The organism is Klebsiella sp. RHBSTW-00484 (assembly GCF_013705725.1).
GTDB lineage: Bacteria > Pseudomonadota > Gammaproteobacteria > Enterobacterales > Enterobacteriaceae > Klebsiella.
This window is the reverse complement of sequence record NZ_CP055481.1, coordinates 2,488,343-2,512,157: the sequence shown is the minus strand read 5'-3', so window position 1 is coordinate 2,512,157 and position 23,815 is coordinate 2,488,343. Positions and strand designations below refer to the sequence as shown.

General features: G+C 54.9%; 20 protein-coding genes. 9 read left to right on the top strand and 11 right to left on the bottom strand.

Annotation, left to right across the window (positions count from 1 at the left end):
- Nucleotides 1-32: 32 nt before the first annotated feature.
- Genes HV213_RS11955 through HV213_RS11935 form a run of 5 tightly spaced genes read left to right on the top strand, consistent with a single transcriptional unit; the run spans nt 33 to nt 4,752 of the window.
- The gene (locus HV213_RS11955; protein WP_181485847.1) at nt 33-1,121 is read left to right on the top strand and encodes an ABC transporter ATP-binding protein; all 1,089 of its coding nucleotides are present in this window, start codon (nt 33-35) and stop codon (nt 1,119-1,121) included.
- Entirely contained in the window at nt 1,114-1,743 is a 630-nt protein-coding gene (locus HV213_RS11950; RefSeq protein WP_181485846.1) for an ABC transporter permease, read from the top strand. The genes HV213_RS11955 and HV213_RS11950 overlap by 8 nt, the downstream gene beginning before the upstream one ends.
- Nucleotides 1,743-2,411 (top strand): ABC transporter permease, encoded by a 669-nt coding sequence (locus HV213_RS11945; RefSeq protein WP_181485845.1) that lies wholly within the window; start codon nt 1,743-1,745, stop codon nt 2,409-2,411. Before HV213_RS11950 ends, HV213_RS11945 begins: the two co-directional genes overlap by 1 nt.
- 45 nt (nt 2,412-2,456) lie before the next feature.
- Nucleotides 2,457-3,353: an ABC transporter substrate-binding protein gene (locus tag HV213_RS11940; RefSeq protein ID WP_181485844.1), complete on the top strand. Its 897-nt coding sequence runs from the start codon at nt 2,457-2,459 to the stop codon at nt 3,351-3,353.
- A 46-nt stretch (nt 3,354-3,399) separates the two neighbouring features.
- Nucleotides 3,400-4,752 (top strand): LLM class flavin-dependent oxidoreductase, encoded by a 1,353-nt coding sequence (locus tag HV213_RS11935; RefSeq protein WP_181485843.1) that lies wholly within the window; start codon nt 3,400-3,402, stop codon nt 4,750-4,752.
- A gap of 233 nt (nt 4,753-4,985) precedes the next feature.
- Here the strand turns inward: HV213_RS11935 and HV213_RS11930 are convergent, their stop codons facing one another.
- The 10 genes from HV213_RS11930 to HV213_RS11885 all read right to left on the bottom strand — a co-directional run bounded on the left by HV213_RS11930 (nt 4,986) and on the right by HV213_RS11885 (nt 18,024).
- On the bottom strand, nt 4,986-5,786 hold the full coding sequence (locus HV213_RS11930; RefSeq protein WP_181485842.1) for a phosphate/phosphite/phosphonate ABC transporter substrate-binding protein: 801 nt from the start codon (nt 5,784-5,786) through the stop codon (nt 4,986-4,988).
- On the bottom strand, nt 5,779-6,762 hold the full coding sequence (locus HV213_RS11925) for a fatty acid desaturase (protein WP_181485841.1): 984 nt from the start codon (nt 6,760-6,762) through the stop codon (nt 5,779-5,781). The genes HV213_RS11930 and HV213_RS11925 overlap by 8 nt, the downstream gene beginning before the upstream one ends.
- Nucleotides 6,763-7,029: 267 nt before the next feature.
- Nucleotides 7,030-7,782 (bottom strand): proteasome-type protease, encoded by a 753-nt coding sequence (locus HV213_RS11920; protein WP_181485840.1) that lies wholly within the window; start codon nt 7,780-7,782, stop codon nt 7,030-7,032.
- 18 nt (nt 7,783-7,800) lie between these two features.
- Nucleotides 7,801-8,616: a transglutaminase family protein gene (locus HV213_RS11915; RefSeq protein WP_181485839.1), complete on the bottom strand. Its 816-nt coding sequence runs from the start codon at nt 8,614-8,616 to the stop codon at nt 7,801-7,803.
- A complete protein-coding gene (locus HV213_RS11910; RefSeq protein ID WP_181485838.1) occupies nt 8,613-9,542 on the bottom strand; it encodes an alpha-E domain-containing protein in 930 nt (309 codons plus the stop codon). Before HV213_RS11910 ends, HV213_RS11915 begins: the two co-directional genes overlap by 4 nt.
- Entirely contained in the window at nt 9,536-10,975 is a 1,440-nt protein-coding gene (locus tag HV213_RS11905) for a circularly permuted type 2 ATP-grasp protein (RefSeq protein ID WP_181485837.1), read from the bottom strand. The genes HV213_RS11910 and HV213_RS11905 overlap by 7 nt, the downstream gene beginning before the upstream one ends.
- Before the next feature lie 196 nt (nt 10,976-11,171).
- The gene (locus HV213_RS11900) at nt 11,172-12,062 is read right to left on the bottom strand and encodes an alpha/beta hydrolase (protein ID WP_181485836.1); all 891 of its coding nucleotides are present in this window, start codon (nt 12,060-12,062) and stop codon (nt 11,172-11,174) included.
- Nucleotides 12,063-12,179: 117 nt separating this feature from the next.
- Entirely contained in the window at nt 12,180-14,960 is a 2,781-nt protein-coding gene (locus tag HV213_RS11895) for a glycoside hydrolase family 3 protein (protein WP_181485835.1), read from the bottom strand.
- A gap of 84 nt (nt 14,961-15,044) precedes the next feature.
- Nucleotides 15,045-16,436: a carbohydrate porin gene (locus HV213_RS11890; protein WP_181485834.1), complete on the bottom strand. Its 1,392-nt coding sequence runs from the start codon at nt 16,434-16,436 to the stop codon at nt 15,045-15,047.
- Nucleotides 16,437-16,665: 229 nt separating this feature from the next.
- Complete coding sequence (locus HV213_RS11885; protein ID WP_181485833.1) at nt 16,666-18,024, bottom strand: glycoside-pentoside-hexuronide (GPH):cation symporter; 1,359 nt, start codon at nt 18,022-18,024, stop codon at nt 16,666-16,668.
- A 466-nt stretch (nt 18,025-18,490) separates the two neighbouring features.
- Between HV213_RS11885 and HV213_RS11880 the strand changes: the two genes are divergently transcribed.
- The 3 genes from HV213_RS11880 to HV213_RS11870 all read left to right on the top strand — a co-directional run bounded on the left by HV213_RS11880 (nt 18,491) and on the right by HV213_RS11870 (nt 22,078).
- Nucleotides 18,491-20,239 (top strand): alpha,alpha-trehalase, encoded by a 1,749-nt coding sequence (locus HV213_RS11880; protein WP_181485832.1) that lies wholly within the window; start codon nt 18,491-18,493, stop codon nt 20,237-20,239.
- Nucleotides 20,240-20,388: 149 nt separating this feature from the next.
- On the top strand, nt 20,389-21,240 hold the full coding sequence (locus tag HV213_RS11875; RefSeq protein ID WP_181485831.1) for a hypothetical protein: 852 nt from the start codon (nt 20,389-20,391) through the stop codon (nt 21,238-21,240).
- Between the two features lie 16 nt (nt 21,241-21,256).
- Entirely contained in the window at nt 21,257-22,078 is an 822-nt protein-coding gene (locus HV213_RS11870; RefSeq protein ID WP_181485830.1) for a DUF2207 domain-containing protein, read from the top strand.
- A 56-nt stretch (nt 22,079-22,134) separates the two neighbouring features.
- Here HV213_RS11870 and emtA read toward each other — a convergent pair whose 3' ends face one another.
- Entirely contained in the window at nt 22,135-22,746 is a 612-nt protein-coding gene (gene emtA / locus HV213_RS11865; RefSeq protein WP_181485829.1) for a membrane-bound lytic murein transglycosylase EmtA, read from the bottom strand.
- Between the two features lie 95 nt (nt 22,747-22,841).
- Here emtA and ldcA point away from each other — a divergent pair, with 95 nt between their 5' ends.
- On the top strand, nt 22,842-23,756 hold the full coding sequence (gene ldcA / locus HV213_RS11860) for a muramoyltetrapeptide carboxypeptidase (protein ID WP_181485828.1): 915 nt from the start codon (nt 22,842-22,844) through the stop codon (nt 23,754-23,756).
- Nucleotides 23,757-23,815 lie beyond the last annotated feature (59 nt).

The window sequence follows — 23,815 nt, the reverse complement described above, 5'->3', positions numbered from 1 at the left end:
CATGAAAAGAACATTCAGGGCGCGACGGCGATATGATTAAACTCGACAATATTCACAAGACCTACCCCGGAAGCGCGCATGCGGCCATTCGCGGCCTTAATCTGGTGATTAATAATGGCGAACTGTGCACTTTCGTTGGCCCCAGCGGCTGCGGAAAAACAACTCTCCTGCGGATGATTAATCAGTTGGATATTCCGGACTCTGGCGATGTCTATGTTCAGGGAGTTAAAATTGCCGCCGCCGATATTATTCAGGTACGGCGCAAAATTGGCTTTGTGATGCAAAGCGCCGCGCTATTCCCGCATCGTACGGTGGCGCAAAATATCGCCACGGTTCCGCGCCTTCTCGGCTGGAGCAAAGAGCACGTTCAGGCGCGAATCGACGAATTAGTCGATTTAATGTCACTCGACCGCAACGTGCTGTCCCGCTACCCGCATCAGCTCTCCGGCGGTCAGCAGGGTCGTGTGGCGATCGCCAGAGCGCTGGCCGCTGATCCGCCAATTTTGCTGATGGACGAACCTTTTGCCGCCATCGACCCGGTAGTGCGCGAGCGTCTTCAGGATGAGCTACTGCTGCTGCAACAGCGCTTGCATAAAACCATTGTCCTGGTGACCCACGACATTAATGAGGCCATCCGCCTCGGCGATAGAATCGCTATCTTCCAGGAGGGCGGCGTGCTGGCGCAGTTCGATACGCCGGACCATATTTTGTCGCATCCTGCCAGCGACTTTGTGCGCCGTTTTATCGGCCCAGAGCCTAATCTGCAACGGCTGGGGAGGATTCAGGTCAGACAGCTCCCGCGCCATGACGTACCGCTCATTGATGAAAATCTTTCCCCCATCGCCAGTCAGCATCCGCCGGTCGCCAGCCCGCTGCGCCTGATGCTGGATAGAAAACGGCGGCCGCTGAACTGGTTCGATCCCATTAAACACCGCACGCTACCGCTCGATGCGCCGCTGGCGGCAATCAACACGCTACGCTTTGCCTACAGCGCGCTGCTGGATGCGCCCGGCGGCGTCGTGGTTCATGTTGATGCCGACGGGGCGTATCAGGGCAGTATCTCCCACGCCCTGTTGCAGAATGTGCTGGAAGGCCACGTGGATCTTCACCGCTATGATTGATTGGTCGTGGGTCTTCGACAATAAAAACATGATTGCCGAGCTGCTGTGGCAGCACGTGCAACTGGTCGCTATTTCGCTGTTTTTCGGTACCGTATTAACTGGCGTATTGATTAGCCTGACGCTGCGCTGGCCCTTAGTCGCCCAACCGCTGATCTACCTTTGCGGAATACTGTTTACCATCCCATCGCTGGCGTTGTTTATTTTATTGCTGCCGTTTACCGGGCTGTCGCTGACGACGTCTATCATCGGGCTGACGCTCTACTCGCTGCTCATCCTGCTGCGTAACGTCATCGCCGGAATTGAGAAACTCCCCGCAGCCGTGCTGGAGTCGGCGCGCGCGCTGGGTTATACCCGCTGGTTTCGGTTTGTGGATGTTGAGTTGCATCTGCTGGTGCCATCGCTATTCGCCGGGTTACGCATCGCATCGGTGACGCTGGTCGGGCTGGTGACGGTTACCGCTTTAATTGGTCAGGGCGGCCTCGGGCAGCTCCTGCTCGCCGGGTTTAACCAGGATTTTGTGACTCCGATTGTGGTCAGCCTGGCACTCAGCCTTATGCTGTCCCTGCTGTTTGATTCGCTTATTGCCCACGTCGGCTATTGGCTTACGCCCTGGACTCGTTAATGGATATTATACTGGCAACCTTTCACTGGTTTTTACAACCGCAGCACTGGACCGGCGATGCAGGAATATTGCTCCGCCTGCGCGAGCATCTTTATTATGTGCTGATCAGCATGATTATTGCTTCTGCCATTGCGTTACCGTTAGGCATTATTCTTGGATACTGGCGCAAAGGCGCATTTTTAATTATTAATCTGTTTAACATTGGCCGCGCCATTCCATCTTTAGGCTTAATTCTCTTATGCATTATTATCTTTGGCTTTAATGATATTCCGGTCTTTACCGCTCTGGTGGCGATGTCGATTCCGCCGATCCTGACTAACGCCTGGGTGGGAATTTATCATGCCGACCGCCAGCTGTGCGACGCGGCAAAAGCGCTGGGCATGACGCCGTTTCAAAGCCTGTGGCAGCTGCGAATACCGCTCGCCGCGCCGCTGATACTCGCCGGAGTGCGGACCGCGCTGGTGCAACTGATCGCCACCGCCGTCGTCGCCGCCTACGCAGGACTTGGCGGCCTCGGACGCTTTCTGATTGACGGACTCGGACAGCGCGACATTCCCCAGGTCATTGCCGGATCTCTGGTGGTATCGCTGCTGGCTATCGGTTGCGAACTGCTTTTTTCATTAATTACCCGGCGCGTCACCCGCGCCCCAATCGCGCAAATAAATTAATTCTTTTCCCAACAACAATAAACCACCTGCAGGTAAAGAGGCATTATGAAGCAGCTATTTGGCATTCCCGCACGTCGTCACTTCCGTCTTTCGGTTTTCGCCGCAGGATTATTAAGTTTAAGTTTTAGCTCTCTGGCTCAGAGCATCACAATTGGCGGCGCGAATTTTACCGAAAGTTCCATTCTCGCCAATATTTACGCCAGCGCCCTAAAGAAAAATGATATTGAAGTAAAAACCCGTCTTAACCTTGGCAATCGCGAGATTATTATTCCGGCTTTGCAGAGCGGCGAAATTGATATCGTTCCGGAATATCTCGGCGCCCTGCTGAACTATTACGACGGCAAAACGCTGGCCACCAGCCAGAGCGACGTTAGCGCGGAGTTAGCCAAAGCGCTGCCTGCTGATTTTACGCTACTGGATCCCTCTCCGGCGTCGTCCATTACCGCCTGGGCCGTGCGGGCAGAAACGGCGAAAAAATATCATCTCAGCAAGCTTTCCGACCTTCAGCCTATCGCGCCGCAACTGGTCATCGGCGGACCACCGGAATTCCCGGTGCGCGCCCTTGGCCTGCCGGGCCTGAAGCGCGTCTATGGGCTTGAGTTTAAAGCGGTGAAATCTCTGGATATGGGCGGTCCGCTGACCCGTCTGGCGCTGAACTCCGGCAAAATCGATGTCGCCACAGTAGTTTCAACCCAGGGTAACCTCGCCAAAGAAGATTGGGTGGTGCTGGAGGATGATAAACATGAACAGCCGAGCCAGAACGTGGTGCCGCTGGTACGCAAAACCAGCCTGACGCCCAAAATCAGCGAAGTGCTTAACAAGGTCTCCGGCAAGCTCAACAACGCCGCGCTGATCGAGCTTAACCAGCAGGTCGATTTACAGCATAAAGACCCGGCGGCGGTAGCCGAACAGTGGGTCAAAACGAACCTCAATGGCTACTGATTGCCGCCGAGCCAGGGAAGGCATTACCTCCAACTGAGCCGAGAAAATGCCAAATAATCATATGATCCTGAACCTTTTCTTCTTCAATCCGCAGGGTGACTACCGCTTTTCCTGGCGTCACCCGCAGGCGCCGGAGAAAGAAATCTTCAGCCTCAAGTACTATGCCGGTCTGGCCCGCAAAGCCGAGGCCGCCACCCTCGACGCTATTTTTGTCGCCGACCATATCTCCATCTGGGATACCGTGCCCAGCGGCTTAACCCACTACGCCAACGTCCGGCTCGAACCTCTTACTCTGCTTTCCGCCCTCGCGGCGGTGACGGAACATATTGGTTTGATGGCAACGGCCTCCACCTCTTATAACGAGCCCTATAATCTCGCTCGCTATTTTGCCTCTCTCGACTTTCTCAGCAACGGACGGGCCAGCTGGAATATTGTCACCTCGTGGTTGGAGGAGGAAGCGGCCAATTTCGGTCTTGACCAGCTCCCGCAACACGGCAATCGCTACCAGCGCGCGGGTGAATTTATCGATGTTGTCACGCGATTATGGGATTCGTGGGAGGACGGCGCGGTGCTCTACGACAAAGCCAGTGGACTGTTTGCCGATTCGCGCAAGGTGCATCATCTCGACTTTAAGGGCGAGTTCTTCCGCGTTCGCGGGCCGCTAAACGTGCCGCGTCCGCCGCAGGGGCATCCGGTGCTGGTGCAGGCCGGGTCATCAGAGGCAGGTAAAAACCTCGCTGCCGCCTGGTCCGATATGCATTTTGTGTTTATCAAATCTATCGAAGAGGGGTTGGCCTACCGCGAAGAGATGAACCAGCGGTTGCGCAGTCACGGGCGCGATCCAGCGCATTTTAAAATCATCGCCGGGGTTTTACCGGTGGTGGTCAATTCAAATGCTGAAAAAGAGGAGCGCCAGCGGCTTAACGAGCAGTTGATGAGCGACCAGATGGCCATCGACCTGCTCTCTTCCTATCTGCGCATGGATTTATCCGCTTATCCCGTTGACCAACCGCTGCCGCCGCTGCCAGATGAGGCGTCGTTTGATGGGATCCGCACCGCGCTCAAGCTTATTCGCGATTACGATCCGCAGTTGACAGTCCTGGAGTTAGGCAAGCAGCTGTTGCAAAGTTCCGATAGCTGGCTGCTGATCGGCAGCGCCGAGGAAGTCGCCAGCGCATTGACGGAAACCTGGCGCGCTGGCGCGGCAGACGGTTTCAACCTGATGTTCCCGCTGCTGCCGGGAGATTTTGACCGCTTTATTGAGCAGGTAGTGCCTGTTCTGCAACGCAGCGGCGCGATGCGGGAACGCTACCCGTCCGGAACCCTGCGCGAAAAGCTTGGTCTGCCGGTCGTCGAAAACAGTTTCGCCCGCCGGGATGGCAAACCGCAGGCGTCATAGCGCAGCTATTCCCCGGTGGCGGCTGGCGCCTTACCGGGGCTACAGGTTCCCCGCCGTCTGAGGGCCAGTAGCCCGGACAGATGCGCAAGCATCGCCTCCCGGGAAAGTACTGTGTCTGAAACCTCGGTGCGGTTTCTTCCCGGTGGCGCTGCGCTGATCGGGCTACAGGTTCCCCGCCGTCTTCGGGCTGGTAGCCCGGACAGGCGCGTCAAGCGCCGCCTCCGGGAAAGCGCTTACAACCGTGCGACGCCCCTTGCCGCAGCGTCTTCGCGCCACGCCAGCAGCGGCAGGTAGCTCTCACGCCGTATATCGCTATAGCCGCTGATAAACAGTGCTTCGCAGAGGGGCCTATAGTGTTCATCGCTAACCAACTGCTGCAGCGCCTCTCTTAGCACACCCAACATCGCCGCAGGGGTCTTTGCCGAAGTAATCAGCGGCAATCCCGGCGCCAGCGGGCTATTCGCAATAACCGTCAGCCCCGCCAGCGCATCGGGATGATGACGCTGTAACAGCGCCCAGGTCACGCAATCAATGGCGGCGATATCCGCCGTTCTCTGTTGAAGCTCGCGCAGCGATTGCCGGTGGCTGCCGCTGAACACCACCGTTGAAAAGAAACGCCCATCGCGCGATAGCGGCGCGACCATTTTTAACAGCACGTTATAACCGGACTGCGAATCCGGCGAATTACACGCCACCCGACGCCCGCGAAAATCAGCCAGCGTCTGCCGGCTCTGCGCTTCACGTACCACCAGCAGACTGCGGTAGTTTCGCCCTTCACAGCCCGGCGCCGAATAGTGAAAACAGCCCACCGTTTGCACATCCGCTAGCCGCGTCACCAACGGATAGCCGCAGGTCTGGCTCAGCAACAGCTCTGGGTTTCGCCAATGTTCCAGCAGATCTTCGGGAACCGAATATGACAGTATATCTTCAGCCGCCACGCCGCGCGCCGTCAGCAGTTCCCGGACCGCCCACCATAGCGCCAGAGTATCCAGCTCATTTACCGCATACATCGGAAACGCCAGCCGTTCACTCATGATGTTCATCCACCTTACCCTGCTGGTTAAAACCGGGATGGGCATTCACCTCCACCGATTTCGCCAAAAAATGCCGCAGCCATTCACCGTATCCACGTACCACAAACCCACCGTTACGCTGCTGGTAATCCACCTGATAATGCAGATAGATTTTTCGCAGCCCGTACCACGGCACGCCCGGTAAATCGTGATGCACTGAATGGTAATTGAGATTCAAAAACAGCACTCTCCAGACCAGCCCGGCTTCATTAATCACCGAACGGGCCAACGGCTCGTCCGCTGCACGATGTTCAAGGAAGGAGCGAACTTTGGTCAACGCCAGCGCCGGATAGCTGACAGCCAGCACAAAATAGAGCGGCGAAAAACCCTGCTGCGCCATCCACGAAAATAGTGCCACCAGCAGCAGGCCGTGAACCAGCCACATCGCCATTGTTTTAAGCTGTCGGCGACGAAACGCCGCCAGCGCGCTCGCGAGGGTTTGGGCAATATCCAGCAGCGGCGCCACCAGCAACCTACCAATAAACGTATTACGCAGATGAATAAGCTTGCGCTGCCAGGGGGCAAAACGTTGCCAGCTCTGCGGGGTAAAATAGTAGGATTCCGGGTCATCAACGGGCTGAGTCAGCAGATGGTTACGATGATGCGCCAGATGCGAGTCACGATACAGGCCATAGGGATACCAGACCGCCAGCGGCAGCGTCCCCAGTAGCTGATTAAACCACGGGTGCGAGGTAGGATGACCGTGGATAAGCTCATGTTGCAAGGACATGTACCAGGCGGTAAACCAGATAAGCAGCAACGAGGCGGGGAAAAGGCCCAGCGTCTGCCAGTAAGCCAAAGAGGCAAACCAACCGCCGTAGACTGCAAAAATCAGTAACCAGGTCGGCAGTTCGCTTCGCCACAGCCAGCTTCGGGAGAACTGCTGAATCAGCTCGCGCTGCTGCACATTCAAATAGACCGAACTTTTCTTCGCCATTCCTGCCACAACCTTTTCCGCGTTATCGTTTGTCTCCCGAAGATGTGAGATAACACGTTAAATAACAAAGAATTTAAATCACTTAGCTTTGCCAAAAAACGGTCTTAGGGTTGACATGAAAAACGCCTTATAACGCCATCCCGCAACGATACTCAGCCCGTCACAAACCATCAGCGTTGCCCCCAACGATTGCCCTCACCCGACAACCAGCAGCATTGGCAATACAAACCATATTTTTCGCACCATGACCGGCATGACGCCGGGACGCTACTTTCCCACCTGACCTTGGCCGCCTGGCGTGAACGGCGGCAGCGTCAAAAAAGTGCTTTGCAACCCTTCGGACCACGCTTTACGAATGCTGTTGAAGTAAGGATCGCTTTCGGTAATGCGATGTTGCCCGGCGCTGCTCAGGCTATCGCTGCGATAAAGCAGCGTATCCAGCGGCAGGCCCACCGACAGATTGCTGCGCAGCGTTGAATCAATGGAAATCAGCGCACAACACATCGCCTGCTCCAGCGGCGTCTCCACCGTCAGCACACGGTCAATAATCGGCTTGCCGTATTTACTCTCGCCAATCTGGAAATAAGGCGTATCGCGGGTGGCTTCGATAAAGTTACCTTCCGGATAGATGTGAAACAGGCGGTGCGTTTCCCCGGCAATCTGCCCGCCAAGCAGTAGATTGCAGTTGAAGTTGGTGTTACCACAGTTTTGTTGATTGCTGCTGTCGCGCTGAATCACCTCCTGCAAGGTTTTGCCGATCAACATCGCTGCATCGTAAAGCGAAGTCACCTGCATCAGGTTCGGCTCCTGCTGGGTGCGAATGCGCCCGCTGAGCAGGCTGATCACGCTCTGGGTTGTGGCCAGGTTACCTGCGGATTGCAGCACCATGACCCGTTCGCCGTCCTGATGGAAAACGTGCAGTTTTTTAAAGGTTGCAATATGGTCTACTCCCGCATTGGTGCGGGAGTCTGAGGCAAATACCAGTCCATCCGACAAGCACATGGCCACACAGTAGGTCATCGTTTTTCGTTCCTGCCGTTATTGCTGCTGCGCCTGTTGCGAATGTTCGCGCACTTCAGCGTTGGTTAACATAATTTCGCCACCGCCGCCGAGGCGGGTGCCGCGTACCGGGCAGGCATCAAGGTAGTCCAGCCCGGTCGCCAGCCGCAGATGCTGGTTCAGCCTGCGGGTATTATTGGTGATATCAAACGACAGCCAGCGCCCGTTTAGCCATACTTCAGCCCACGCGTGCATGGCGACATGCTGGGCGTTATCGCTGTAAACATAGCCACTGACGTAGCGCGCCGGGATCTCCAGCGCCCGGCAGCAGGCGAGGAACACGTGAGTATGATCCTGGCAAACGCCTTTCGCCCGCGCAAACGCATCGGCGGCGGAATCCTGCACCTGCGTCGCTCCCGGCGAGTATGGCATTCTAATCAGCAGTTCCGCCATTAACCGGTTCAGGCTCTCTTCCTGGGCGCCAGCCTGATACCAGCGCTGAGCAAATTCGCGAATCGGACCATCGGCGCGGGTCAGCGGCGTACTGCGTAAAAAGACCAGCGGTGACAGCAACTCTTGTTCATCGACGCCGATATCCTCACCGTCTTCAGCGATGTCAACGACCCCGCTGGCGCGGATAGTCATCTCGCTATGCGGATTATCCAGCGTCAAGACGTGCAGGACGTTGCCCCACGCATCGGTGGTGGTGACCGCCGCCCCCTCCGGCAGAGTCAGCGTCCAGGAAGCAATTTTCTGCCGCCCGGTGCTGCGCGGGGTCAGGCGTAAGTACTGGGTAGAAAACTTCACTTCTTCATCGTAGCCGTAGCGGGTCAGGTGATCGATAACCAGTTTCATAACGCCTCCAGATAAGTTTGTCTGATGCTGTCTGAAAGCGCGTTAATTCGCGCCAGCAGTTCATTAAGAGTGACCTGTAAATCCGCCTGAATCAGATCGTCGCGAGTACTAAAGCGTAAATCGACGTTGAGCTGATGCGCCAGGCGCAGCGGTAGGTGTGACCGATCGTTGGCGATCTGTTCCAGTTGCCCGACCAGATCGGAAATACTGGCGCGCAGCGAACGGGGTACATCGTTGCGCAGGATCAGCAGCTCCATCACCGTTTCGCGACTCACCGGCTGGCGATAAATGCTGTTATACGCCTCGCGAGCGCTGACCGCGTTGAGCAGCGTATCCAGGCGGTAATACTCGCGGACCGGGTCCGGATCGTTGGTTAACTGCTGATCCTTAATCAACAACAGTTGCGCGGTGGAGGACGCCCGCTCGATCAGCGTACCGATACCGATGAAGCTGAGCGCATCGTTGCGCAGCAGCGTGCCAAGTATCGCGCCGCGAAACAGATGCACCCGCTCTTTCACCCATTCGAAAAAAGCGTCGTTGCCCAGCTCGCTGATTCCCCGCTGGCGCAGTTTGCGCAGCTCGATTCGCGTGGCGTTGATGCTCTCCCACACTTCCGCCGACAGGCTACCGCGCACCGCGTGGGCGTTGTTCCACGCCATCTCGACACAGCTAAAAATGCTGTACGGGTTGTTGCCATCGAGAGCGAAAAAATTGAGCAGGTTGCTCATGGTGAAACGCGCGTGGCGCGCCTGAAACAGCTCATGGGTCAGTGACAAATTTAGCGGTAAGGCTAAATCCCGCGACTGCTGGCTGTGGCGCGGGATCATCGACAGCTTCCAGGTGACATCCAGCACCCGGGCATAGCTTTCTGCGCGCTCGAGGTAGCGCGCCATCCAGAAGAGTTCACTCGCTGTGCGGCTTAACATGATTCATCATCCTCCATCACCCAGGTATCCTTGGTGCCACCGCCCTGGGACGAGTTCACCACCAACGAGCCTTCGGTTAGCGCCACCCGCGTGAGCCCGCCGGGCACCAGGCGGATCTCTTGCCCCGAAAGCACATAGGGCCGCAAATCGATATGGCGCGGTGCCAGCCCCTCGTCGATAAAGGTCGGGCAAGTCGACAGCGCCAGGGTGTCCTGAGCGATATAATTCGCCGGGTTCGCCAGCAGACGCTGGCGAAACGCTTCACGCTCCTCTTTGGTTGAGCGCGGGCCAACCAGCATGCCGTAGCCGCCTGCGCCGTGAACCTCTTTAACCACCATCAGCTCAAGGTTGCTCAGCACGTAGCTGAGGTCTTCTGCTTTACGGCATTGCCAGGTAGGAATGTTGCTCAGGATCGGTTGCTCGCCCAGATAGAAGCGAATCATCTCCGGCACGTAGGGATAGATCGATTTATCGTCGGCGACGCCGGTACCGATAGCATTCGCCAGCACCACGCCTCCGGCGCGATACACCGACAGAAGCCCAGGCACGCCTAGCATGGAGTCGGCGCGGAAGGCCAGCGGGTCAAGATAGTCATCATCAATACGGCGGTAAATCACATCGACGCGTCGCGGCCCTTCGGTGGTGCGCATATACACCGCCCCGGTTTTAATAAACAGATCGGCGCTCTCTACCAGCTCAACCCCCATCTGCTGGGCCAGAAAGCTGTGCTCAAAATAGGCGCTATTAAACCGCCCCGGCGTCATCACCACCACGCACGGGTCGTCCACCGGCGAGCTTTCGCGCAGCGTTTGCAGCAGGTAGCTGGGATAGCGTTCGACCGGCGCAATATGGTGCTGTTCGAACATTTCGGGATACAATCGCATCATCATTTTGCGGTTTTCGAGCATATACGAGACGCCGGAAGGCGTGCGCAGATTGTCCTCCAGCACGTAATACTGGCCGTCGTTATTACGCACCATATCCACCCCGGTGATATGGGCGTAGGTATTGTTGGGTAAATTGATCCCCTGCATGCAGGGCTGATACTGTTCGTTCGCCAGCACCTGCTGTGCCGGAATCAGCCCCGCGCGGAGGATATTTTGCTCGTGGTAGATATCGTAAAGGAAAGCGTTGAGCGCTTTTACCCGCTGGCGAATGCCACGATCAAGTCGCTGCCACTCTCCAGCAGGAATGATGCGCGGCACGCTATCAAAGGGGATCAGGCGCTCGGTCCCTTCATCTTCGCCGTAGACATTAAAAGTGATGCCGATACGGTGAAAGAGCAGTTCCGCCTGCTCTTTTTTCTGCCGGATAGAGAATTGATCGGTGCTGCGAAACCATTGCCACCAGGCGTTATAGTGCTGACGCTGCTCTCCCTGCGCGGTAAGCATCTCATCATAATAATGCCCGTCAGGAAGCGTTATTTTTATCATGGCCGTCTCCTCCGGTTGTACTCACTTTGGGGTATTCCCGGGAAGAGATAAGCATTAATTATGCCAGGTCACACAGCGCGATGGCTTCACCATGCGCCGTCAAGCTGCACCGTTTCATTGCATAAAAAACAACCAGACACTTTGCTTATTTATCGCCAAAAACGCACCAATATGGCGCAAGTTGATTCGCGCGATGCTACCGCTTTGCTAACCACTGCGCGTAATGTGCGGGCCACTCGACGGTAGGCGTGCCGGGGCGCCCCATGGCAAAACCGTGACCACCGCGGGCGTAGCGGTACATGCTGACGGCAACCTGATGTTCACGACAGGCGGCGGCCATGATCAGCGTATTATGTGGGTCAGAGACCTTATCGTCCTCCGCCTGAGCGAGAAAACAGGGCGGCGTCTGCGCGTTAACGTAAGTTTGTACCGACCATGCGCGATCGACCTCTTCGCTGGCATGAGGTCCGGCGAGAATTCGATGCGTAGCGGTATGGGTATACGGCGGTTCGAGGGAAATAATCGGGTAAATCAGCGCCGCGCCGTCGACCCAGGGTGATATGTCATCCACGGCGTCGACTGGCGAGTAAGCGGCAAAATCGGGCCGACAGGCCGCCATGCCCAGCAGATGCCCGCCAGCGGAAAAGCCCAACAAACTGACTTTTCCCTCGCGCTGGCGAATCAGGCGCAGCGCTCGCTGGGCATCCTGCAATGGTGCGAGGCCGCCCGCTTTCCATCCTTCACCGGGAAGGCGGTAGGTCAGCACATAGGCCGTATAGCCGCGCGCGGTTAGCCAGCGCGCAGCGGGCCAGGCCTCTTTCGCCATTTCAATGCGCCGATATCCACCGCCTGCGGCAATTAACACGCCGTGACCGAGCGGCACGGCAGGACGCCATACCGTCAATTCAGGCTGAGCGATATGGCTTAGCGCGCCACGTTCGGATAAGCGGCTGGGTCCGTCAGGACCGCCACCGCCGGGAGGTTCGCCCGGCCACAGGCGCAGCGTTGTCTGCGCTTCCATAGCCCGCGCGCGGCTCGCCGCAAGCAGCGCGGCGGCGCTAAAGAATAAAAAATGACGTCGGTTCACTGGCGGCTCCTGATACGGGTAGTACGGCAATTACACCATAAACGTTTTACCGATATCACATAATAATGTAGGCCGGGCAAGGTGCCAGCCGCCGCCCGGCAGAATCATCAATCATGGTTAATCATTTACGTGTCTCAGCTCCAGCCAGTCCACCACCAGACCCGGTTTGATAAAATCAAAGCCGACGCGATATTTCCCTGGCTGCAACTCAATCCGACACAGCTTCTGCACGATTTCTCGCCCGAGGGTGCCGTTGGTCTGGATCGTCGCCACAAACTGGTCATTAAGCAGCAGATTGCAGGCGGTTTGCGCCAGCGCCGCGCCGTTAGCGTACACGCTCACCAGTACGTCATAAATCGCCGTCTGTTCAACGCTCAACACCAGATCTTCGTCATAGCGCAGCCGCGACTGCTCAGCGATTTTAATCGCTCCCTGACAGGTTCCTGCACGTTCAGGCTCAGCCGCCAGGCGAATAAGTTCCGCCCGCGGTTTATCCCCGCGTTTGAAGACCTGGGTCTGCATTATAAAGTCGAGAATATTGATCGCACAGCGCTGAAGCTCGCCCAGGGTTAATTGGCCTTTTGCCAGCGCCGCCAGAGTATTATCCCCGCCCGCATTAACCTCCGCGCCGTTATTATTCACCACCATATAAAGATCGTTCTGTGCGCGGATCATCGCCGCAGTGTTATGGGTGCTCGCCGCGCCGCCGCTGACCGGGTCGTTCATCGTTGCCCACCAGTCGGTCATCACGATCCCGCGAAAGCCCCACTCCTCGCGCAACACGGTGGTGGTCAGATCGTAATTAGAGGCAGCGTGATAGCCATTGACCGGGTTATAGGCGGTCATCACTGCGCTGGCGCCGCCGAATTTCACCGCGTATTCAAACCCTTTGAGGTAGATTTCACGCAGCGCGCGCTCCGACACCACCGAGTCCGCTTTGGCCCTGGCAAACTCCTGGTTATTGCAGGCAAAGTGCTTAAGCGTCGCAATTCCGCCGCCGCTGCGAATGCCGCGAACCACCGCCGCCGCCATCATCCCGGTCAGCAAGGGATCTTCGGAGAAATATTCAAAGTTGCGGCCATTAAGCGGGTGGCGCTGGATATTCATCCCCGGCCCCAGCAGCAGGTCGATGCCGTTGCGCAACAGCTCTTTGCCCTCCATGACGTAAAGCCGCTCGACGAGAATCGGGTCCCAACTGGAAGCCAGCAGCGTGCCGCTGGGGAGCAGGGTCGCCTTCGCACCGTTATCCATGCGAATACCTGAAGGGCCGTCGGCGGTCGATGCCAGCGGGATGCCTTTTTCCAACAGGCTGTCGGCTACCCCGCCAAAGGCCGATGCGACGCCGGGAGTCACTTTATGGCTGCACATCCCTTCCCCACGCACCAGGCAGGCCAGCTCTTCAACCGACAGCTGGGCAATAAACGCGTTCATCGTGGCGCGTCCTTCGGCGACGTCGCTAAGAGTCAGTCCCTGATTACCGGTGAGCGTGATGGTCTGTGGAAGACGCTCTTCGATGCGCGCACGCAGATTAATCTCCCGACGCGGAACATCCTCCCAATCAATCTGATAGCTGCCATCATCGCCATCGGCAACCGGCTTAATGCGTACAAACGGCACCGTCGGCGCCAGTACCTGCTGATGGCGAGAGAGGACCCGCAGCGTCTTCTGCGTGTACCCGGCTTCTCCATCAACCGTCAGCAATTGCAAATCGCGAACGCTATTGCCCATCAGCAGGCGGTAAAGCCCCGGCTCCATCACATAACTATGGGGATGTCCGGTGGCTCCGCTGTCGTCCAACGAGGCAAAGCGCTCCAGTGGGATACGCAGGGTTAAGGTTTCGCTTTCTCCCGGCTGTAACAGACGCGTTTTGGCGAAGGCCACCAGCACGCGCGCAGGTTTCCCCAGTGCGCCCTGCGGTGCCTGAAGATAAATCTGTACCACCTCTTTCCCCGAGAAAGCATCGCCGCTATTGGTGACCGTCACCGACGCCTGAATATGGTCGCCGAAAGCTTCTGCCCGCGCTGATTGCAGGGTAAAACGGGTATAAGAGAGGCCGAAACCAAAAGGAAACTGCAGGCGTTGCGGGCAAAAAGTTTCGAAATAACGATAGCCGACGTAAATATCTTCCTGATAGAGATTTTGCGCTTGTGCTCCCCAGCAGGGTGATGCCGGATGGTCATCCAGCGACATAACGATGCTGCCGACCAGCTTGCCGGAAGGCGTCACATCGCCATACAGTAGCGAGGCTGCCGCCTGCGCGCCATCGGAGCCGCCGTGCCAGACGTACAGTAACGCGCGTATGCGCTTACGCAACAGGGGATCGTCAGCCCACGACAAATCAATCAGTCCGGCGGTATTCAGCACCACGACGACTTCATCAAACTCACGGCACACCTGGTGCAGCAAGTGCATCTCATCAGCGGTTAGCCGATAGCCCCCTTCGACATCAGCATTGTCCTGATCTTCACCTGCGGTACGTCCCAGCACAATCACCGCCTGCGCTGAAACGGCTCGCGCCTGGCGAATCTGCTCATCGCTCAGCGGCATTTCCTGCTGAAACCAGGGCTCAGCCGCCCATGCACCGCCACCGTTATCAAACGGGTGATCATTGACCCACTGCTCATAAAGCGCAGCCAGTGACTCATTGAGCGTTCCACTGCTTCGCGCCCGTAAAGCCTGTAATAAGGTGGTATGACTCACCACGTTGACCGCCCCGCCCGAACCGGTGCCGCTGCGATAGTAGTTAATCTGCGTGCGGCCAAACACTGACACGGGCTGCTGAACGCTAAGCGGCAACATGCCGCGATCGTTTCTCAGCAACACCGCGCCTTCGGCGGCGGCGGCGGTAGCAAATTCAGCAAACCCTTCCAGCGGGGTTCCCGCTTTACTGTCAAACATGGTGTCGTCCTGTTAACTCGCGCCTCCGTGGGAGGCTAAATGGCATGATGAGCAGAGCCCGCAAAAATGCGGGCTCTGCTTTAATCAGAAGAAATATTTGAAGCGGAGACGGCCGCCGTAACGGGAGTCTTCATTACCGTTACCGTGGGTCGGATTGGACTCAATCCATGACGCGTAGGCACCCAGATAAACGTTGAAGTTCTTCATATCCATGACGTTCGGGAACAGGTACGAAGCATGAATGGTGTGGATGTCATAGTCGCCCGGATCGGAGATCCAGCAGTTATCATCGCAGTTAGCGGCAAAATTGGCGGTGTTAAAGTTTTCAATTTTGTTGTGCGCGTAAATATAACCAAGCTCAAAACCATGCCACAGTGAGTTCACGCCAGCGGTGAAGTCAGTTTCATCCTCAGCGTCCATATAAGCCACGTTGAGGTTAGTCACTACGCCATCTTCCGGATCGGTTTTTTGTCCGTTCCATGTCATCGTGTAGCCATAACCGGTACGGCTGGACTGGTCGACCCATTGGCCTTTAGCATTGTGATACCCGTAGGCATTGTTAACCACGTTGCTTTCCATTGCGATGGCCGTGGAGAAGCGCCCGCTATTCCACGCAATCACCGGGCGCAGATAGGCAACGTTTTTCTCATTTTCCAGATCGGTACCGTGATACTGCTCATCCTGGAACAGCGTGCTGCCATTTTCCAACAGGGTATTGAGCTCGAAATACCAGTTATCGACGGTTTTGCTCATCAGGAAGTTGCCGCCGCTGCTGCTACGGCCGCGCCCTTCTTTCATCATGTAGATATAGCCGTAACCGTCGCTGTAGAGATCGTTGGCGGTGTTGCCAGAGTATTCAACAAAGGTATCCTGATTCAGCGGGAACATGTCGTAAGCTTCAAAGCGCCCGACTTTCACCTTCCAGTCATTCTCCTGACCAAAGAAGAAGACCGCATCATCAAGATTCATTTTGCCGGTCAGATCGGCCAGCGGCTGGACGGAAAAACCGGCAAAATTGCCATTATCCATTTTGCGCATTCCGTCAAAACCCAACAACAGGCGACCGTTAATATCCCAGCGTTCGTTATTCCCCGGAGCCCAGTCTTTATTGGCGGAGGTTCTTACCGAGGTCAGGCTACCGCTGCTGCTGGCGCCGTCCATGTTGAATTCCACATCGCCATAAAACTTAATGTCGCCATAGCCGGATAGCGTCAGTTTGGTCGGCTCAGCACCCGGCGCGACAGGCTCCGCTGATTCTACTTTCACGGTCGGCGTATTTTTCGCCGCGACGGCCTGCTGCTGCGTTAGCGTCTGGATCTGGGCTTCTGCATCGGCGGCGCGTTGTTCAGCGTTAATTAAGCGCTGTTCCAGTTGCGCAAACCGTTTTTCAATATCCGTAGAGTTATTCGTTTTTGCTGCCATCACACCAGTGGAAAATACGGCACTAATAACCAGAGCTAGATATTTCACTTTCATTATTACCATCCCTAATTTCGTTATTGTTTATATCCGTCATACTCCAAGCTGCTTATGTGTTGGCTGCGCTCGCTCACCCCGGTCACATCGTTATCTATGCTCCCGGGGACTCGCTCCCTTGCCGCCTTTAAGCAACTTGAATTATTCAGGGTATATTTCTTTCATCCTGGGCATAGCTGGGGCTATGTAGAAAATAATCTATATAACCCCTAAACCTGCTTTTGTATTATCAAGATTCTGCGAAAGTTCCGTTTTTCAAATCATCAACAATGCCATTCATTTTATTTTCGGTTAAGCCATAGAACCGAATGGATACTGCGGTAAGAACATAAAACACGGAGGGAACAAGGGTAAACAACAGCATCACGCCCTGCACGGCTGAAGCCGACTGCACTGCGGTATTAGCGGCATAATGGTAGTAAGCCAGCACCCAGCCGAGGATTGCACCACCTACGGCCACGCCCAGTTTGATAACAAAAATATTGGCCGCGACGTTCATCCCGGTAATACGGCGCTGGGTTTTCCATTCGCCATAGTTATTGACATCGGTGATCATGGACCACTGCAACGCACCGTTACCGCCCTGAATAATGGAAATCAGAATATGTACACCAAGCACCAGAATCCAATATTGTACCGGCACCATAAAGCACACTACGCCCAGCGCCGCAGTAACCAGATTAATCCAGAAGGAGAATTTAATTTTGCAATAACGTGTACCGAATGGTTTTGCCAGCACCGAACCCAGCATTGAGGCAAACATCCCGCCGAGCATAAATATCGTTATCACATCAGCGCCTTTATTCAGCACGCTATTGACGTAATACACTACCGCACCACCGCGAATCACCACGGCAACCAGCATCATAAAGTTGTAGACCGAAAGAATACGCCACTGATCGTTACGGAAGAGAATTTTGACATCACGAGCAATATTCAGATTCTCTTCTTTAATCGGCTGAACGCGTTCTTTGGTGGTTGCGAAACAGACAATAAACATCAGACAACCGATAACGCCGAATAACGCCATGGAGACCTGAATCCCGGTAGCACGGTCGCCCGGATAAAGAAAGTCAGCCAGCGGCAGGATGAATGCTGTACCCAGCGCACCACCAATCGGGGTGATGGCAAAACGCCAGGATTGCAGGGAGAGGCTTTCACGCGGATCGGAAGTCAACGCAGCGCCCAGCGAGCAGTAAGGAATATTAATGGCCGTATACATCAACGTCATAAATATATATGCCGCTACCGCATAAACCACTTTGCCTGAATCGGAGAAAGATGGAATGGAGTAAACCAGTACGCAGCTCACCGCAAATGGGACACAAATAGCCAGCAGCCACGGACGGAAACGCCCCCAGCGGGTTGAGGTGGCATCCGCAATGGCCCCCATAATCGGATCGGTAATCGCATCCAGCAGACGGACCAGCAAAAACATCGTCCCCATCACGGCGGGCGGTAGACCATAAATATCGGTATAAAAGTAGGCCAGGATGGCCACGGATGAGTCAAACACGATATGACTTGCCGCATCCCCCAGGCTATAACCTACTTTTTCTCTGACTGAAATTTTGTCGCCAGCAGACATACACCACTCCTTTATGCAAAAGATGAAACCGGTTTCTGTAATGTCTGCATTTTTCACTTATCCGGAGTACTGATGCCATTATGTTTTTTTATAAATTATTTATGTTTTTTTATTTATGTGATCCTGTCAGGTGTCAACGGTATTAATGCGCGGATTTTTGTTTGTCAGATCACATGTTTTACTCCGTGGCAGCTTATTTTTGAGTAAAAGGGCTGAGGGTATAAAAATCCCATATAAGAATGCCATAGTGCTTGTCTATTTATTTTTCTTACTAGTGAATTACGTTTTTTATCAATTTTCCATATTCACCAAAATAATGTTTCCATCATTGATGGCAGGTCTGCGGTAAATAGTCTGTTTTGGCGCAAAATGTTACCTCCGACACGCACAGCGGCGGATATTCGTCTAAGGTTTTCTGATAACCGAATGCAGTGGCGCAAAGTCTACATGATAAGGAGAACCATCAATGAAGTGTTCTGTTTCCCATCGCCCCGCAACCCTGCCTTATGTTCTACGTCTGGCACTCGGCGGCGCGCTCTTCGCCCTGGCGACGTTGACGGTACAGGCTGAAGAGCCTCGCCCAACCCCGCAATCACCGGACATTCTGCTTGGCCCGCTGTTTAACGATGTGCAAAGCGCTAAACTCTTCTCCGACCAGAAAACCTTCGCCGATGCCGTCCCTAACAGCGACCCGTTGATGATCCTTGCGGATTACCGCATGCAGAAGAATCAGACCAGCTTCGATTTGCGCCACTTCGTCGAGCTCAACTTTACCCTGCCAGGAGAGAGCGACCAGTACGTGCCGCCAAAGGGGCAGACGTTACGCCAGCATATTGACGGGCTGTGGCCGGTGCTCACCCGCAGTACCGTGGAAGTGGAAAAATGGGATTCGCTGCTGCCGCTGCCAAAACCTTATGTCGTTCCCGGCGGACGCTTTCGCGAGGTCTACTACTGGGACAGCTATTTCACCATGCTTGGCCTGGCGGAGAGCGGGCACTGGGATAAAATCGAAGATATGGTCACCAACTTCGCCGCTGAAATCGACGCCTGGGGCCATATCCCCAACGGCAACCGAACCTACTATCTGAGCCGCTCGCAGCCGCCGTTCTTCTCGTTTATGGTTGAACTGCTGGCGACTCATGATGGTGATGAGGCGCTCAAAAAATGGCTGCCCCAAATAGAGAAAGAGTACCAGTACTGGATGGATGGCGCGCAGGCGCTTGAGCCAGGCGGCGCGCACAAGCGCGTGGTGCGCATGGCTGATGGCGCGCTGCTAAACCGCTACTGGGATGATAACGACACCCCGCGCCCGGAATCCTGGCTGGATGATGTCACTACCGCCAAAAATAACCCTAACCGTCCGGCGACTGAGATCTATCGCGATCTGCGTTCTGCCGCAGCTTCCGGCTGGGATTTCAGCTCCCGCTGGATGGATAATCCTCAGCAGCTTGGCACCATCCGCACCACGAGCATCGTTCCGGTCGATTTGAACTCATTGATGTTCCATATGGAAAAAACCATCGCCCGTGCCAGTAAAGCGGCGGGAGACAACGCAAAAGCCGCGCAGTTTGACGCCTTAGCCAACGCCCGGCAGAAAGCGCTGGAACAATACCTGTGGAATGATAAAGAGGGCTGGTACGCTGATTACGATCTGAAAAGCCATAAGGTACGCAATCAGCTGACCGCAGCGGCGCTGTTCCCGCTGTACGTCAACGCCGCCTCCAGCGAACGCGCGGCGAAAGTCGCCGCTGCTACCGAGGCCCGTTTGCTCAAACCTGGCGGCATAACGACCACCACGGTGAACAGCGGCCAGCAGTGGGATGCGCCGAACGGCTGGGCACCGCTTCAGTGGGTCGCCGCCGAGGGCCTGCAAAAATATGGTCAGGAGAAAATAGCGATGGAGGTGAGCTGGCGTTTCCTGAGCAATGTTCAGCACACCTACGACAGCAAGCAGAAGCTGGTTGAAAAGTATGATGTCAGCTCGACGGGAACCGGCGGCGGCGGTGGCGAATATCCGTTACAGGACGGCTTTGGCTGGACCAACGGCGTAACCCTGAAAATGCTGGATCTGCTGTGCCCGAAAGAGAAGCCGTGTGACTCCGTTCCCACTACGCGCCCAGCGGCAAATGACGACGTCGGTCAGGCGGCAAACAGTACGACTCAGTCCACAGCGAATGAACCGGCTACGCCAGAGGATAAAAAAGCCGCACAATAAACCTTCGCGCGGCGGGCTCCCGTCGCGCATCTTTCTTCAGAGTATTTTCGCTGTTATATTTTTACGGGTATCTTGAGCACCATACCATTCTGGATACCGGGAAGGATCTCCCGAAAAAATCATGTCATGACTGGCACAAGGAATAAACAGTGAAAGAAGTCGTCAGCTTTATCTCCGATTTACACCCATTATCCTTTATGGGCTATCATGTTTTATCCACCACGGTGATATATATTCTGGTCATTATTATTATCTCGCTGACTCGCCCTTCTGAGAAAGGCACTCCGGTACCGCCCCCCTATTCCATACCCCCTTCTTTTTTAGCCTGGCTGCATAATAAAGCCACCAGTATTATTCAGTTGGCTATGTTTCGACTATTAAGAAAAAACTACGTCACTATCATTCACTCCGCCCAGGGTATCGAGCTATGTGCAAACCAGCAGTTCGCTGAGTGCAAAATGACCTGCGTAGAAAAAATACTCTTTGATCATTTTTCTACGCCAAAACCCAGCGACAAGGATTTACCCATAACCCTCTACGTCGCCGAGAAAAATCACTGGTCTGCAGATACCCGTTGCGCAGGTCTGATGCTAGGCACCACGCAACAAACGTGGAACATGATATTGGTTGCCGTCCCTTCGATTTTTTTAATCGCCATATTAGGCTGGAAAACGTTGTTCGATAATGACGCTCTGCTTAATTCCAGCGTATTCAGCTGGCTTGTTATGTTTGTGGTTTCCGGCCTGTGGTGGTTGTTGCTGTTATTCATCACCATAAATGCAACCCGTATGGACCGGGAGGGTATCTCAATTAATATTCTTCGTAGTTATGTAGATAAGTTAAAGGATACCCTTATCGCCGATAAGGAACAGATAACGGATGAAACAGCCGACTATTGCGTCGCCATCGGCAAAACCAACCTGCTCCCCGAGAGATATCGCGAATACCAGGAAATCATCAGGCCGGTAAATTATCCATTTTCGATTCAACGACTTGACTAAGTCAGAGGAAAGCATCGTGTGGAATTTTATTATGCATATGCACCCTCTGGCGTTTCTCGGCTGTTTCGCCGTCATCATTCCGGTCATTTATTTTCTTATAGGGATAATTATCGTCCTGACGCGGCCTGCGGCTAAAGGTCATAAAAGCGTTGAAGATATCGACCCGTGGTTATTGGCCTGGATTGATGGTGAAGGGACAAGGGTGATTCAGCTGGCAATGTTTAGCTTATTAAATAAAAAATATCTGTGGAGCCCGGAGGCCGCGCTGGTTTTAGCCAATGGCCGCTATGCCTCCTGCGAAATGAACGCCATTGAAAGAATACTATTTGACCATTTTGAGGTACGAAAACCGTGTCACGAAGATCTGCCCACCAACCTCTATATTGCCAGAATTAACCTCTGGCAAAAACAAATAGACAGCGCGGGTTTGGCCTTAAGCTCGCCACGCCGCTGGTGTAATGTGCTGATGATCGGCATTCCTTCGATTGCTCTGGGAGCAATATTAGCCTGTAAGATACTTATCTATCACAATATCGCTGACAATCTGTTCTGTTGGCTGTTGATGATTATAGGATGTTCGCTGTGGTTGCCATTATGGATAAGCACCATATGGGAGCAAAACCGTCTGGATTTCAACGGTATCTCTCATAATGCCGCCCATGCCTGCATTGATGCTTTACGAGCAAAACTCGCGGGCAATGGGGATGAAATGGATGACGCCACGGCTATGCTCTATGTTGCGGTAAACGGCGTGGACTCCCTTCCTGAGCACTACCGGGAATATAAAGAGTTGATTGGGCCGATAAGCGATATCACTTCGCTTCGCACAGAGGATTAGGGTTGCCTGAAGCGTTTACCCCACAGGACGCGATGCCTGCGGGGTGAAAGGATATCTTACATCGCGTCCAGCGCTTTCTGTAGCTTCCAGATATAGCGCGGGGCCTGCGGGGCCGGATGTTTCTTCGCTACGTGCTCAAAAAAATCATCGGCATCCATATCGTTAATGTCATCAATCGCATCCTGGCGATTAGACGAGAACGTGCGCAGCAGTGCGCCCGCGCCGTTGGCATAAGAGACCACCACCGCATAGCGCATCACCTGCGGGTCTTTAATCCCCGCCAGCGGACCGTTTTCAAGGATGCTCAGATAGGCGGCGCCCATGGAAATATTGCGTTCAGGATTTTTCAGCTCGCTCACCGAAGGATCGCCGCTCCAGCCCATGCGCCGGTAGACGTCGCGACCGGATGTCGAAGGTTTAAGTTGCATCAGGCCAACCGCGCCCGATTTGCTGACCACCGTCGGGTTGCCACCGGACTCAATGGCGATGATTGCGGTAATCAGCTGCGGGTCAACGCCCCACGCCGCACCGGCTTTTTCACTGATTGGCATCCACTGCATCGCCCGCTTAACCGGGACTTCCGCGTTCCACGGCGGATTACGATAATCATGTTTCGAGCTACAACCGGCCAACAAGACCACTAAAAAAACACACCATCTCAATTTCACACATCTATCCTTATTGGCTGAAGTTTGCCGCCTGAAGATGACAATAAACGCTCCAGGCGGCATGATAACCCTTTCATTCTTAGCAAGGAATTGTCATGTCTCAGTTTTATCTCATCGCCCCCTCAGGTTATTGCATCAACCAGGAGGCGGCGAACCGCGGCGTTCAACGTCTGCAGGAGGCCGGACATCAGGTCACGCACGAAGAGGTTATCCCTCGCCGGGCGCTGCGTTTCGCCGGAACTGAGAGTGAACGCCTTGCCGATATCAACCAGCTCGCCTCTCTCGACGGCAAAAACCGCATTGTACTGGCGGTACGCGGCGGCTACGGTGCGACTCGCCTGCTGCCACACATTGACTGGTCGGCGCTGGTCGCCCGCCAGCAGCAGGATCCTCTACTTATTTGCGGCCATAGCGATTTCACCGCCATTCAAATGGGCCTGCTGGCAAAGGGTAGCATAATCACTTTTAGCGGCCCGATGCTGGCCGGAAACTTTGGCGCTGAAACGCTTAATGAATTTACCGATCATCATTTCTGGCAGGCGTTGCGTAATCCGGCGTTTACTCTCGAATGGCACGGAGACGGGCCGAGCTGTCGCGCCGACGGCACTCTGTGGGGCGGTAATCTGGCGATGCTGACTTCGCTTATCGGTACGCCGTGGCTACCGCAAATTAGCGACGGCATTCTGGTCCTGGAGGATATTAATGAGCATCCGTTCCGCGTCGAAAGAATGCTGTTGCAGTTACTCAACAGCGGTATTCTGGCACGTCAGCGGGCGATTATTCTCGGCAGCTTTACCGGAGCCAATATCAATGACTACGACGCCGGATATGACCTGCCGATGGTATACGACTACCTTCGCGCGCAGCTTAACATCCCTGTCATCAGCGGCCTGGATTTCGGCCATGAGCAGCGTACCGTCACCCTACCGCTCGGTACGCGGGCGCTGCTGGTGAACAACGCGTCCATCACCACGTTGACCATTAGCGGGCATCCGGTGCTGGCAGAATAAAAATTCCTCTAACGCATATCCTGATAAGCGTCAGATTGTTAAAATGGTGTAGTTTTTAA